The following is a 13641-nucleotide window of genomic DNA, read 5'->3' as shown; positions in this document are numbered from 1 at the left end:
CCGCGCCGCGTCATACCGCCTTTCGTGCGACCTCGAGCTTGCCCGCGATATAGCGTCGCTCCTGGCTGAGGCCGCCAAAGCCGTAGGCGTCGCCCCTGACCTCGTCGACATGCAGATAGGTCTCGTGATGCAGCGGGCCGAGCAGGTCGCTCATGCGCGTAAACATCGCCGCGAGATAGGCGGCCTTCTCGTCCTTGGTGTTGGTGCCTTCGCTGACATGGGTGTCGATCCAGTAGCTCGCGAGCTTGTGCTCGGCGAGCGACTTGCCGCCAGCGAACCAGTCGGCGGCATCCACTGCCTTGACGATGACGGCGGTGACCTCAGGATCCTTGTGCAGGATCTTTGCGGTGAGCTCGGACACGGCGCTCGCGATGTCGGCCTTCAACGTCGGCGATTGGCGGGAGGTTGCATAGGTCACGGTGATCAGCGGCATGGTCGTTCTCCTCTTCGTTTGCGCGGGCGTTCATTGCGCTGGGGGAAAGCTAGACCCTGCACCTTCATTTTGGTATCTTATCTCTGTTGATATCAATGATAACGAATCATAATGACAGCCGCCCTCGACATCGCCACCGTGCAGGCCTTCCTCCTGGTCGCCGACCTCCAAAATTTTACGCGCACCGCCGAAGCGCTCGGCACGACGCAGGCAGCGGTCAGTCTCAAGCTGCAGCGGCTGGAGACGTTGCTCGGCAAGCGTCTCGTCGAGCGCTCGCCGCGCGCGGTCCGGCTGACCGCCGAGGGCGCCGGCTTCCTCGATCGCGCCCGCGCGCTGATCGCAGCGCATGATCGCGCGCTGTCGGGCGAGGCGTCGGCCGCGCAGTCGCTCTCCCTCGGCATCTCCGACCACGCCGCCGGGCCCGAACTGGTGTCGCTGCTGGAACGCCTGCATGCAATGTCGGCGAACCTCACCCTCGCCGTCACCATCGGCTTCTCGCGCGAGATGCAGGATGCCTATGACGCGGGCCGGCTCGACGCCGTGATCGTGCGACAGGAAGGCAGCCGGCGCGGCGGCGAGAGGCTGACCGAGGATGAGTTCGGCTGGTTCGCGGCACGGCGCTTCTCCCTGCCGAGGGGTGAAGCGCTGCCGCTCGCCACTCTCGCCCCGCCCTGCGGCGTCCGCGCCATCGCCGTGCGCGCGCTCGACAAGGCCGGCATCGTCTGGCGCGAGCGCTTTGTCGGCGGCGGCGTCACAGCGGTGGTCGCCGCCGCGCTTGCCGGGCTCGCAATTGCGCCGCTGGCACGGCGGATCGCACCTCCCGGTCTGATCGATATCGGGCCTGCGCACAAGCTACCGAAACTCGGCAGCTCGAAGGTGATGCTGCATTCGAAAGTCAGCGACCCCGCCAAGCTTGCGGCACTACGTGCGGTGGCGGCGACGTTTCGGAGTACAGCCACATAGCGCTCGAGCATCAACGCTCGCCTGCGTATCGGCCTGCGACAAACCAATATGCGATTCCAGCGAGGCATCCAGCGAGACCAAAGAGCGCGCTAAACGGAGTGCTTGTCCCGAAAATAACACCAGCAATCAGGGCTCCAATCGTAGCGCCACTCGGCGCGTAGAACAGTACGGACCGAATGCGGCATGACTCGCTCAACAATATCACGAGCGCAGCAGGCATCATGCTTAGCAAGCAGGTAAGGACCAACATCAGCAAGACAAACACGACCACGGCGGCAGTCGCCCCAAGGCTTTCCTGGAAGCCTCGATGTGGAAGCATCGGGATCGTGGCAACGCCGCCAATGTCGCGGCAGCCGTCAAGCATGCCCGAAACCAGCCGTTCAGCGCACGAGGACAAGCACCGCAAGACATCGCATCACCTCACAAAATCGCGTCGAACGCACTGCGCAGCGTCTCGTGGCGGAATACGAAGCCCCGGCTCAGCGCCTTGTTCGGCAGCACGCGCTGGCCGCCCAGGAGAAGCTCATCGGCAAAGTCGCCACCGAGCCGGCGCAGCAGGCCTGACGGGATACGAAACACCGCGGGACGATTGAGACGGCGGCCGAGCTCCGCGGTGAACTTCGCATTGGTAACCGGGATCGGTGCGGTCGCGTTGATCGGTCCCGCCAGATCGGGCGTTGCGATCACATAGGCGATTAGACGGATGAGATCGTCGCGCTCGATCCAGGACATCCACTGCCGGCCGGTGCCGAGCGGACCGCCGAGGCCGAATTCGAACGGCGTCAACATCCGCGCGACGAAGCCGCCGCCGGCGCCGAGCACGAGGCCGATCCGCAAATAGACTACGCGAACGCCGAGCTCTTCCGCCGGCCGCGCCGCCTTCTCCCAGGCCTCGCACAGTGCGTGACTGAAGCAGGCATGCGACTTGTTGGATTCCGTCAGCACCTGATCGGCCCACAGCCCGTACCAGCCGATCGCGGAGCCGCTGACGAGCACGTCCGGCTTGCGCTCGAGGCGCGCGATCAGTTTGACGACCTCGCCGGTTACGTTGATCCGCGAACTGATGATCTCGGTACGCTTGGCCTCGGTCCACCGGCCGTCGCCGATCGGCTCGCCGGCGAGATTGACGATGGCGTCGATGCGGATGTCATCCGCGAGCTGATCGAGGCTCGTGATCAGGGTGACCGGCGGAGGCAGCATCTCGGCTTTCGCCGGATTGCGGATCAGCGCGATGACGTGATGGCCCGCTGCGCTGAGGCTTGCAGCAAGATGGCTGCCGATGAAGCCGGTGGCGCCGGTGATCAGCACGGTCCGGCGACCTGCCAGCTTGTCGACGAGATCGCGCGCCGGCGCGCGCGTCATGCGCGCGAGCCGTCGCGTGACCGCAATGTCGCGCAGGCCGCACAGCGCAGCGCCGACGGCGCAAACGGCCGCGGCGATGCTGACAAAGCCCGCATAGGCAAATGCCACGCCGAACGGCCGCGTCGCCCAGCCGATCAACACCGGCAGCAGCAGCACCAGGATGGCGCCGTAGTTGATCGCCAGCAGCGTGTGATTGATGCGCTCGCTCGCCGGCAGCTTCCGGCTCAGATCCTCCTCGACGAAATCCATCAGCGTGATGATGATCTCGGCAATCAGCAGCGCGACGATCAGCATCGCGAGCACGCCATGGATCTCGAGCCAGCCGAGCACCAGGAACAAGAGCGCATAGAGCATGTTGCGCACGGCGTGGAGCTGGAGCTCGAACCGTTGCGATGGACGCCAGGCGAGACGCTCGGTGAATTCGTGATGATAGAAGGTGTCGAACGCACCCATCGCGATCTGGATCGCGATCAGCGTCCACAACAGCGGCGTCATGATACGGCCTCCCTGAACACGGCGGACTGGCGAATGAGCGCGCCGAAACGCGGGTGAACGACGTCGAGCGTGAAGCGGAATGCACCCTCGCCGAGATCGCGATGGGTCACCGTGATCTCGCCCGGCGCGAGCCAAGCCGGCAGCGGCAGGCGCAGCCTTCCGACCTGCAAGGCATAGCCGGCGCTGCGAAACCGAAGCGCCTGGTCCACGACGGAAATCCGTAGCGCCATGCAGACGCCGAAGCCGACATATTCTTCGAGCCCCGTCGGCCCGTCGAAGCGCTTGGCGGAATGGATGACTTGCGGAAACCCACTCCTGCGGGCGCAGATGCGCGTCCAGATCTGTCCGCCGCTGGCGGCATCCTCGGTGACCGTGACGATCATGGGCACGCCGGTGTCGCGGCCGGTCGGCAGCGGCCCGCCGATCAGCCGCGCGGCTTGCGCGAGCCACCAGCCGATGTCGCTGAACATGACCTCGTCGATGAGGCCGACATAGACGACGCTGTCGCCGTCGCAGACGCGCTTGGAAAAGCGCCGCCAGGTCGCGACCGGAAGGCGCCCCCAATCCTCGTCCGGCAGCAGCGCGCGGAAACGGCGATCGTCGAGCAGCTTGGTATGGGCGGGCGGTGCTGCGTGAGAGGCAAAACTCCTTGCCGATGTCATCGCAACCCCTCCTCGCCTCTATCTGGCCCTGCCGATCGGCAGCAAATTGACGATCTTCTCGCCAAGCTTCATCAGCGCGACGAGACGCGGACGCGGCACGGTGAGCATCTGCATGAACCAGCGGTCGGCGAGCTCGGTGAAGGCCAGCATCTCCTTCAGCCGCTTGCCCGCGACCGGGCTGATGGCGGGGTCCTCGGCGGCGTCGGTCACGCAGGCACGGAGCGCTGAGATGGCGGGATCGAGCTCCCGCTCCTTGCGCCGCGCCGCGATGCGCGCTGCGACTTCGAGGATGTCGGTCTCCGCCTCGAAATGATCGCGGCGGTCGCCGAGGATCGGCACGCGGCGGATCAGGTTCCAGGCCAGCAATTCCTTGATCGAGTTGGAGACGTTGGAGCGCGCCATGCCGAGCGTCTCCGCGATGTCTTCCGCCGTCATCGGCTGCTCGGCGAGATACAACAGGCCGTGGATCTGGCTGACGGAGCGGTTGACGCCCCACTGGTCGCCCATGTCGCCCCAGTGCAGGATGAACCGCTCGACGGCCGAGGGCAATTTCTTCTTGCCGGATATTTCTGTCATGACAGAAATATCTGACGATCTTGACGCACTGTCAAGCAGCTTCCCCCTGTACACAATGCGGCGGCCTTTTGCCGAATTTGCCCAAAAATGTTCCAGCTGTCGGGAACGAAACCCGCGACCACGCGTTTGCCCGCGTTGAGGCTGGATCCAGAATGGTAGTAAAGTTCAAGCAACAGAGGGACTTGTTCGAAAGCGAACGCAGTTTCCGGCTGTTGGTTGAGGGGGTTGCGGATTACGCCCTCTACATGCTCGATCCAGCCGGCATCATCACGAGCTGGAATATCGGGGGCGAACGCATCAAGGGCTATAGGCCCGAGGAGATCGTCGGTCAGCATTTCTCGCGCTTCTACCCGGAAACCGACCGCGCCAACGGCAAGCCGATGCGCGCGCTCGGCATTGCCCGGGATCATGGTCGCTACGAGGAGGAAGGCTGGCGGGTCCGCAAGGATGGCACCTTCTTCTGGGCGAGCGTGATCATCGACCCGATTTACGAGGACGGCGAGCTCGTCGGCTTTGCCAAGATCACCCGCGACATCACCGAGCGGCGCGATACGCAGCTGAGACTCGAGACGATGCAGAAGCAGCTCGCCGAGGCCCAGAAATTCGACGCGCTCGGCCAGCTCACCGGCGGCGTCGCGCACGACTTCAACAACCTCCTGATGATCATCAGCGGCAGCCTGCACACCCTGAAGAAGGGGACCAGCGAGGATGCCAAGCTGCAGCGTGCGATCGCGGCGATCGAGACGGCGACAAGGCGCGGCGCGGCACTGACCAGCCAGCTCCTGACCTTTGCCCGGCGCCAGAGCGTCAATCCACAGCCCATCCGTTTCGCCGAGCGGATCGAGGCGATCCGCGAAGTGCTTCACACCGGCGCCGGCAGCTCGGTTCAGCTTGCCTTCAATATCGACCGCAACGTCTGGCCGATCAGGGCCGACGTCTCCGAGCTCGAGACCGGCCTGCTCAATCTCGTGATCAACGCGCGTGACGCCATGCCCGACGGCGGCACGGTGACGGTCAGCGCGCGCAACGTGGTGCTGTCGGAAATCCTTCACGCCGGCGAATTCGTCGCGATCAGCGTCGCCGACACCGGCCTCGGCATCCCCTCCGATGTCCGCGACAAGATTTTCGAGCCGTTCTTCACGACAAAGCCGATCGGCAAGGGCACCGGGCTCGGCCTCTCCCAGGTGCACGGCTTTGCCCATCAGGCCGGCGGCACGGTGAAGGTCGAGAGCGAGCTCGGCAAGGGCACCACTTTCACCATCCTGCTGCCGCGGGAAACGGCCGAGCCGCGCCAGGACAGGTCCCCGACGCTGTCGCGCGGCAGCGGCACGGTGCTGCTGGTGGAAGACAACCCCGACGTTGCGACCGTCAGCACCGGGCTTCTGGAGCAGCTTGGCTACAAGGTCAGGCGCGTCCCCGACGCCGAGGCCGCGCTACGCGAGGTCGAGCTGGACGGCATCGACCTCGTGTTCTCCGACATTGTGATGCCGGGCAAGATGGACGGCCTCAGTCTTGCGCACCGGTTGCGCGAGATCCGTCCCGAGCTGCCGGTCCTGCTCGCCACCGGCTACAGCGACGCCGCCGCCGACGCGCGTGGCGATTTCCCGATCCTGCGCAAGCCTTACGAAATCCACGAGCTGAGCGAGGCTATTGCGAAGCTGCCGCGGTAGCTCACCTCTCCCGTAGGGAGAGGTCGGATCGCAGAAAGATGCGATCCGGGTGAGGGGTTACAGTCTCACCGATTGCTGCGGCCCCTCACCCGGATTGCACTGGACGATGCTTCGCATCGCCAGGTGCAATCCGACCTCTCCCCGCTGGGGAGAGGTGAACACCGCGCAACGGGCGACCCTTCATCGCTACTCGCTACACCGTCCCCAGCACCGAGAACGCCTCACCTGCCCGGCGCAGGTTCAACTCCTCCTCGCCGGCGGTTTCGTTGGTCACGCTCTCGACGCGCGAGGATGGCGGGCCGTGGCGGCAAAGCGCGATCATTTCGGCAACGCGCGTCGGCGGTCCCGCAAACAAGGCCTCGACGCTGCCGTCGCGGCGATTGCGCACCCAGCCTTCCAGACCGATCGTGGTCGCCTGGTATTCGATCCAGGCGCGATAGCCGACGCCCTGCACCCGGCCGCGGATCGTGACCTGGAGGATGGCCCGGCTCATGTCTTCAGTCCGAGAAAATCGGCACCGCGGGACTTCATGTCGGCCTCGCGCATGACACGGCTTGTCAGCTCCGACGATGCGAGGCCTTTGAGGTTTTTCGGCGGCATACCCTCGCGCAGCGCCTTGAGGATCTCGTAAACGGCCTGCGTTGCGGCTGATATCGGCGCATGTCCCTGGAGCGCGATGCGCACCCGCTGTCCCCTGAGATAGTCTGATACGCTCATGTCCTCCGGCGCGCCGCCCAGCACGATCGGCAATCGTGTCGCGGCCGAAATCGCCTCGAGCTCGGCCTTCGACTTGATGCCGGTGAAGAACAGTCCATCGACGCCAATGGCCTCATAGGCCTGCGCACGGCGGATCGCATCGTCGAGCGAGGTGATCGCGGCGGCACCCGTGCGGCCGAGGATCACCAGCGAGGGATCGCCGCGGCCATCGAGCGCCGCCTTCATCTTGCCGACGCCCTCCTCCAGCGAGATCAGCTGCGTCCTGGCTTCCCCGAAGGCTTGCGGCAGCAACGTGTCCTCGATCGTGAGGCCGGCCGCACCTGCGGCCTCCAGCTCCTGCACGGTGCGGCGCACATTGAGCGCGTTACCGTAGCCGTGATCGGCATCGACCAGCACCGGCAGCGCTGATGCCCGCGACATCCGCCGCATCTGCTCGGCGAGCTCGGTCAGCGTGATCAGCCCGATGTCGGGATCGCCGAGCACGGCGAGCGAGGCGACCGAGCCGCCGAACATCCCCATCTCGAAACCGAGATCCTCGGCGATACGGATCGAGATCGCGTCATAGACCGAACCTGGGCGGATGCAGTCGTCGCCTGTGAGGATCGATCGCAGTTTTTCGCGCCGGGAACGAAAGGCCATGGTGATGTCTCAGTCAGTTGCGACGCTGCAACAACATACTCCATTGCGGCGCTTGTGGCGCCGCCAGTGCTTCACCACGCCTACGCGAACTCCAGAATCAGCGCGTCCACGGCGAGCGTCGCGCCGGCGCTGGCGTGGACCTTCTTCACCGTGCCGTCGCGCTCGGCGCGCAGCACGTTCTGCATCTTCATGGCTTCGACGACCGCCAGGGTTTCGCCGGCCTTGACCTCCTGTCCCTCGGTCACCGCGATGGAGACCACAAGGCCGGGCATCGGGCACAACAGCTTCTTACCGGTGTCGGAGGCAGTGGTGACCGGCATCAACCGCGCGGACGCCGCTTCAGCTTCGGTCCAGACATAGACCGGCACCTCGACGCCCTGGTGGGCGAGCCGGATGCCGTTCGGAATCGGACGCGCCTGCACCGCGATGAAATGGCCGTCGACCGTGCCCTGCCAGACGGGATCGCCGGGCTTCCACGGCGAGTCCAACAGATGCGGCTTGCCGGCCTTGCCGTCGGCATCGACGAAGCGGATCGCGATGGTCTCGCTCTCGCGTCCGACCTCGAGTTGAATCTCCTCGCGACCAAGCCACACCGCTCGGCGGCGTTCGCGCTGCACGACACGGCCGCCCAACTGGCCGGAAATTTGCCGCTTGCGCTCCCCTAACACGTGATCGATGGCAGCCCCCACGGCGGCGATCCGCCGTGCGACCTCGCCTTCGGCCGCACGCGGCGCAAAGCCCTTGGGGAACTCTTCCGCGATGAAGCCGGTCGAGAGATTGCCCTCGCGCCAGCGCGGATGATTCATCAGCGCCGACAGGAACGGAATGTTATGCCTGATGCCGTCGACGTAGAACGCATCGAGCGCGGTCGCCTGAGCCTCGATCGCTGCCGCCCGCGACGGCGCATGGGTAACGAGCTTTGCGATCATCGGATCGTAATGGATCGAGATCTCGCCGCCCTCCTGCACGCCGGTGTCGTTGCGCACGGTAATGCCGTCCTTGCTGAGCTCCGCCGGCGGGCGGTATTTCACGAGCCGCCCGATCGAGGGCAGGAAGTTGCGGAACGGATCTTCGGCGTAGAGGCGCGATTCCACGGCCCAGCCGGTCAGCGTGACATCCTTCTGCGCGATCGCCAGCTTCTCGCCGGCGGCGACGCGGATCATCTGCTCGACGAGGTCGATGCCGGTGACGAGCTCGGTCACAGGATGCTCGACCTGGAGACGGGTGTTCATCTCGAGGAAGTAGAAGCTCTTGTCCTGGCCCGCGACGAACTCGACGGTGCCGGCGGAATCGTAGTTCACGGCCTTGGCGAGTGCGACGGCCTGCTCGCCCATCTTGCGGCGGGTGCTCTCGTCGAGCAGCGGCGACGGGGCCTCCTCGATGACCTTCTGGTTGCGGCGCTGGATCGAGCATTCGCGCTCGCCGAGATAGATGACGTTGCCGTGCTTATCCCCCAACACCTGGATCTCGATGTGACGGGGATCGACGATGAACTTTTCGACGAAGACGCGATCGTCACCGAACGAGGCTTTTGCCTCGGCCTTGGCGAGATTGAAGCCTTCGGCGACCTCGCTCTTGGAATGCGCAATGCGCATGCCCTTGCCGCCGCCGCCGGCGGAGGCCTTGATCATCACGGGATAGCCGATCTCGTCGGCGATCCGCACGGCGTGCTTGTCGTCTTCGATGACGCCGAGATAGCCCGGCACGGTCGAGACTTTTGCCTTCGCGGCCGCCTTCTTGGATTCGATCTTGTCGCCCATGGCGGCGATCGCATCGGGATTGGGACCGATGAAGACGACGCCTGCGGCCTTCAAAGCGCGCGGAAAGGCCTCGCGCTCGGACAGAAAGCCGTAGCCGGGATGCACGGCCTCGGCGCCGGTCTTGCGGCAGGCCTCGACGATCTTGTCGATCACCAGATAGCTCTCGGCGGCGGCCGGCGGCCCGATCAGGACCGCTTCGTCCGCCATCTCGACATGCAGGGCGTCCCGGTCGGCCTCGGAATAGACCGCGACCGTCTGAATTCCCATACGGCGGGCAGTCTTGATGACCCGGCAGGCGATTTCGCCGCGATTGGCGATCAGAATGCGTTTGAACATGCTTTTCTTGGGTCTGAACCTTGGGCGGGACCCCTCCCTGGCCGTTGGGGCCTTGGCGGACGGGCCGTGAGGTGTCCGTCGTACATCAAAATGGGCCGGAGGCAACGGTCTAAATCCACCCCTGGCCTGGCGTACCAGCACCCCAGGCGTCCGCCGTCCGGCCGACTTGCGCTTAGTTGCTGCCGGCCTTTGCCGCGCCCCGCACCAGGGCGTGGATAAAGCCCAGCTTGGCGATCACCGCAGGCGACAGGATGAAGGGATAGAGGTCGCGCACGCCCATGGCGCGGTTGACGCTGTTGATGGCAAAGGTGAAGGGCAGCCATGCATTGACCAGCACCTGGAAATCCGTCGCCTCATAAGGGTTGGAGCGGATGCGCGCGGTCAGCTCCCCGTCCCGGTCGACCCGGGGGCGCACCTGCATGCCGAATTCCGAGGCCATCTCGAGCGTGTCGACGATGTGGAGGTAGTGCGCCCAGGTCTCCGCAAAATCCTCCCAGGGATGCGTGGTCGCGTAAGCTGACACATAATTCTGCTGCCAGTCCGGCGGCGGACCTTCCGCATAATGCCGTTGCAGCGCCTGCCCGTAATCGACGGTGTCGTCGCCGAACATCGCACGGCATTCGCCGAGCTTGCCGCCGGCGCGCACCAGGACGTCCCAGAAATAATGCCCGACCTCATGGCGGAAATGGCCGAGCAGCGTGCGATAGGGCTCGCCCATCTCGAGCCGGCGACGCTCGCGCTCGATCTCGTCGGTTTCCGTCAGCGCGATCGTGATCAGGCCGTTGTCGTGGCCGGTCATGATCCGCTGGCTGCTATTGGGATCATCGGCGAGGAAATTGAAGATCAGGCCGTGCGCCTGGTCCTCCCAGCGCGTCGTCAGCGGCAGCCGCCAGCGGATCAGGGAATAGAACAGCCGGTGTTTCGCCACCTCCAGCTCGCGCCAGGCGGCGAGCTGCGCCGGATCGGACAGGTTGGGCACGGTGCCGTTGTGCCGGCAGGCACGGCAATAGGCCTGTTCGCTGCCGGGATCGGTCAGCCAGTTGCAGGCGTCGAACTCGGCATTGGCGCAGAGCATGCGCCCGCTGCCCTTGTCGGCGAGCGTCGTCCAGGAAGCCCCATCGGGTTCGATCGCGGAGAGCGTCTCCCTTTCCGGCAGGAAGGCGAGCCGGTGGCCACAACGCTCGCAGACGCGGTTTTCGAAATACAGCACGTTGCCGCAGGCCTGGCAGGCAAAAAGCTTCAAGATTTAACCTCTTCGGCAAGTGCTGCTTGAGCAGACGGACCGCGGGCGCCTGCGAAGACGTTTCCGCGCCAGTATCGTTCCAACAATTGGAACAATTTGCGCTGTCAGTCGTTGACTTGTCACTCACTTTTCCCGACACCGGACCAAGCACCTTGCACGATCGACCAACAGCAGGCCGACGTCTTTCTTGTCCGCTTTGCCTTCGGAGCGATGGAATTCGCAACGCGCATGTGTGAGTATCGCTCCGGCACGTGCAGGCACGCATCACAACGGCCGACGCCTTGAACGATCCACTGCCCGAAACCATCGCCGCCGAACGGCTGCGCCAGCATCTCGAAGAAATCGCCCGCGAGCGCGATGAGGCCTACTACGCGCTCCAGCAGCGCGAGGCCGAGCTCGCGCAGATCCAGCGCATTGCCGGCGTCGGCGGTCTCGAGATCGATCTGTGCCGCGGTGTCAGGAACCGGCGCACGCCGGAATATCTTCACATCCACGGGCTGCCCGCTGAAGCTGCCGAGGAGACCTACGAGGAATGGGTCGGACGGATCTTTCCCGAGGACCGTGCGCGGACGGTCGAGCGCCTGTTCGCCACGCTCAAGAGCAACAGCGAGGACTATTCCGACAAGTACCGGATCATCCGCCAGAATGACGGCGAGATCAGGTGGATCAGCGTCGTCGGCAAGATCGAACGCGACGCCGCCGGCCGCGCGCTGCGGCTGATCGGCGCCGACATCGACGTCACCGACCAGATGCTGGCGCAGGCTACCTTGCAGGAGAGCGAGGCGCGCTTCCGACTGATCGCCGACTCTGCGCCGGTGCCGATCTGGGTCACCAAGCTCGATCGCAAACGGTCCTTTGCCAACCAGGCCTATGTCGATTTCCTCGGCCTGCCCTTCGAGGAAGCCATCGATTTCGACTGGCGCAAGGTGCTGCATCCGGACGACCTGCCGCACGTCCTGCAACAATCGGTGCAAGGCGAGGCCTCGCTCAAGCCGTTCGTGCTGGAAGCCCGCTACAAGCGCGCCGACGGCGAATGGCGCTGGCTCCGCTCGGAATCGCAACCGCGCTGGGATCCCAACGGCAAGCATATCGGCTTCATCGGGGTGGCGCATGACGTCACCGTTGCCAAGCAGGCGGAGATGGAGCTCCGGCGGCTCAACGAGACCCTGGAACAGCGCATCACCGAGCGCACCGCGCAGCTTGAATCCAACGAGGCGCGGCTGCGCTCGATCCTGGAGACCAGCAACCAGTACCAGGGGCTGCTCAATCTGGCCGGCGAGTGGCTCTATGCCAACAACACCGCGCTCGCCGGAATCAAGGCCGAGCCTTCGGACGTGATCGGAAAGCCGTTCTGGGACACGCCGTGGTTCACCGCGACCCCGGGCATGCCCGCAACCGTTCGTGAGGCCTTCAACACCGTGCTGACGGGTGAAGCCGTCCGGATCGAAATGCAGCTTCGCCTGCCGATCGGCGAGCGCTATTTCGACTTCAGCATCCGCCCCCTGCTCGACCAGCACGGCAAGATTCTCGGCGCAGTGCCCGAAGCGGTCGACATCACGGAGCGGCGCCGCGGCGAGGAGGCGCTGCGCCAGTCGCAGAAGATGGAAGCGATCGGCCAGCTCACCGGCGGCGTCGCGCACGACTTCAACAACCTCCTCACCATCATCCGCTCCGCCACCGACTTCCTGCGCCGCCGCGAGCTGCCGGAGGAGCGTCGCCGCCGCTATGTCGATGCGATCTCCGAAACGGTGGAGCGGGCCTCGAACCTGACCGCGCAGCTGCTGGCCTTTGCGCGCCGGCAGCCGCTGAAGCCGCAGGTGTTCAACGTCGGCACGCAGGTCGAGAGCGTGGCGCAGCTCGTCCGCCCCCTGGTCGGCGCCCGCATCCAGATCGCGGTCGACATCCAGTCGGCCGACTGCTTCACCATCGCCGACGTCGCGCAGTTCGAGACCGCGCTGATCAATCTCGCGATCAACGCGCGCGACGCCATGAAGGACGAGGGCCGGCTGACCATCTCGGTGAAGAAGGTCCAGGGCATCCCGAGCCTGCGGGCGCAGTCGGCGCGCGGCGGCGACTTCGTCGCGATCTCGCTCCAAGACACCGGCACCGGCATCGCGCCGGAAAATCTCGAGGCGATCTTCGAGCCGTTCTTCACCACCAAGGAGGTCGGCAAGGGCACTGGCCTCGGCCTCAGCCAGGCTTTTGGCTTCGCAAAACAGTCCGAGGGCGACATCGCGGTGGCGAGCACGCAAGGCCAGGGCGCGACCTTCACGATCTATCTGCCGCAGGCACCGAGCCCGGAGGGCGAGAAGGCGGCCGCGGCCATCGCAAGCGAGTCCGCCGCCACCGGGCGCGGCTACCGCGTGCTTGTCGTCGAGGACAATGACGATGTCGGGCGATTCTCCACCGAGCTTTTGGAGGACCTCGGCTATGTCGTGCGGCGCGTGGTCGACGCGAATGCGGCGCTGGCGATCCTGTCCGACGACGAATTCTCCGTCGACCTCGTGTTTTCAGACGTCATCATGCCCGGCATGAACGGCGTCGAGCTCGCCGGCGTGATCCGCGAGCGCTATCCCGGCCTGCCCGTCGTGCTGACAAGCGGCTACAGCAACGTGCTCGCCGAAAATGCCCATCGCGGCTTTGAGCTGATCCAGAAGCCGTATTCGGTGGAGTCGCTCTCGCGCATCCTGCGCAAGGCGATTTCCGAGAAGCTGCCGGTGGCGAGGTAATTGCGCTCGCGGCCGGGGAAGACAACCGCGGCCGGTTCGGCTATCGCAGCGGAATG

At 65.2% G+C, this 13641-nt stretch carries 11 protein-coding genes; 3 read left to right on the top strand and 8 right to left on the bottom strand.

Going from position 1 to position 13641, the window contains the following annotated elements; all coding sequences use genetic code 11:
- Positions 1–10: 10 nt before the first annotated feature.
- Positions 11–433: a 4-oxalocrotonate tautomerase family protein gene (locus tag JQ632_RS19270; protein ID WP_212404147.1), complete on the bottom strand. Its 423-nt coding sequence runs from the start codon at positions 431–433 to the stop codon at positions 11–13.
- A 111-nt stretch (positions 434–544) separates the two neighbouring features.
- Between JQ632_RS19270 and JQ632_RS19265 the strand changes: the two genes are divergently transcribed.
- Positions 545–1396, top strand: coding sequence for a LysR family transcriptional regulator (locus JQ632_RS19265; protein WP_212404146.1), 852 nt, complete (start codon positions 545–547; stop codon positions 1394–1396).
- A 420-nt stretch (positions 1397–1816) separates the two neighbouring features.
- Here the strand turns inward: JQ632_RS19265 and JQ632_RS19260 are convergent, their stop codons facing one another.
- Genes JQ632_RS19260 through JQ632_RS19250 form a run of 3 tightly spaced genes read right to left on the bottom strand, consistent with a single transcriptional unit; the run spans position 1817 to position 4491 of the window.
- Entirely contained in the window at positions 1817–3253 is a 1437-nt protein-coding gene (locus JQ632_RS19260) for a TIGR01777 family oxidoreductase (protein WP_212404145.1), read from the bottom strand.
- The gene (locus JQ632_RS19255) at positions 3250–3915 is read right to left on the bottom strand and encodes a DUF4166 domain-containing protein (RefSeq protein WP_212404144.1); all 666 of its coding nucleotides are present in this window, start codon (positions 3913–3915) and stop codon (positions 3250–3252) included. Before JQ632_RS19255 ends, JQ632_RS19260 begins: the two co-directional genes overlap by 4 nt.
- An 18-nt stretch (positions 3916–3933) precedes the next feature.
- Complete coding sequence (locus tag JQ632_RS19250; protein WP_212404143.1) at positions 3934–4491, bottom strand: GbsR/MarR family transcriptional regulator; 558 nt, start codon at positions 4489–4491, stop codon at positions 3934–3936.
- A 152-nt stretch (positions 4492–4643) separates the two neighbouring features.
- On the opposite strand from JQ632_RS19250, the gene JQ632_RS19245 reads away from it, so the two are divergent.
- Complete coding sequence (locus JQ632_RS19245) at positions 4644–6161, top strand: PAS domain-containing sensor histidine kinase (protein WP_212404142.1); 1518 nt, start codon at positions 4644–4646, stop codon at positions 6159–6161.
- 193 nt (positions 6162–6354) lie between these two features.
- Here the strand turns inward: JQ632_RS19245 and JQ632_RS19240 are convergent, their stop codons facing one another.
- From JQ632_RS19240 to JQ632_RS19225, 4 genes are all read right to left on the bottom strand, one after another.
- Positions 6355–6654: an acylphosphatase gene (locus JQ632_RS19240; protein ID WP_212404141.1), complete on the bottom strand. Its 300-nt coding sequence runs from the start codon at positions 6652–6654 to the stop codon at positions 6355–6357.
- Positions 6651–7517 (bottom strand): oxaloacetate decarboxylase, encoded by an 867-nt coding sequence (locus JQ632_RS19235; protein ID WP_212404140.1) that lies wholly within the window; start codon positions 7515–7517, stop codon positions 6651–6653. Before JQ632_RS19235 ends, JQ632_RS19240 begins: the two co-directional genes overlap by 4 nt.
- Before the next feature lie 80 nt (positions 7518–7597).
- Positions 7598–9613: an acetyl/propionyl/methylcrotonyl-CoA carboxylase subunit alpha gene (locus JQ632_RS19230; protein ID WP_212404139.1), complete on the bottom strand. Its 2016-nt coding sequence runs from the start codon at positions 9611–9613 to the stop codon at positions 7598–7600.
- 172 nt (positions 9614–9785) lie between these two features.
- The gene (locus tag JQ632_RS19225; RefSeq protein ID WP_212404138.1) at positions 9786–10856 is read right to left on the bottom strand and encodes a putative zinc-binding metallopeptidase; all 1071 of its coding nucleotides are present in this window, start codon (positions 10854–10856) and stop codon (positions 9786–9788) included.
- 251 nt (positions 10857–11107) lie between these two features.
- On the opposite strand from JQ632_RS19225, the gene JQ632_RS19220 reads away from it, so the two are divergent.
- Complete coding sequence (locus JQ632_RS19220) at positions 11108–13585, top strand: PAS domain S-box protein (RefSeq protein WP_212404137.1); 2478 nt, start codon at positions 11108–11110, stop codon at positions 13583–13585.
- Positions 13586–13641: the final 56 nt, after the last annotated feature.

It is taken from the genome of Bradyrhizobium liaoningense, assembly GCF_018130955.1.
Taxonomy (GTDB): Bacteria; Pseudomonadota; Alphaproteobacteria; order Rhizobiales; family Xanthobacteraceae; genus Bradyrhizobium; species Bradyrhizobium liaoningense_C.
The sequence above is the reverse complement of the archived record's forward strand: the minus strand, read 5'-3'. Positions and strand labels throughout refer to the sequence as shown.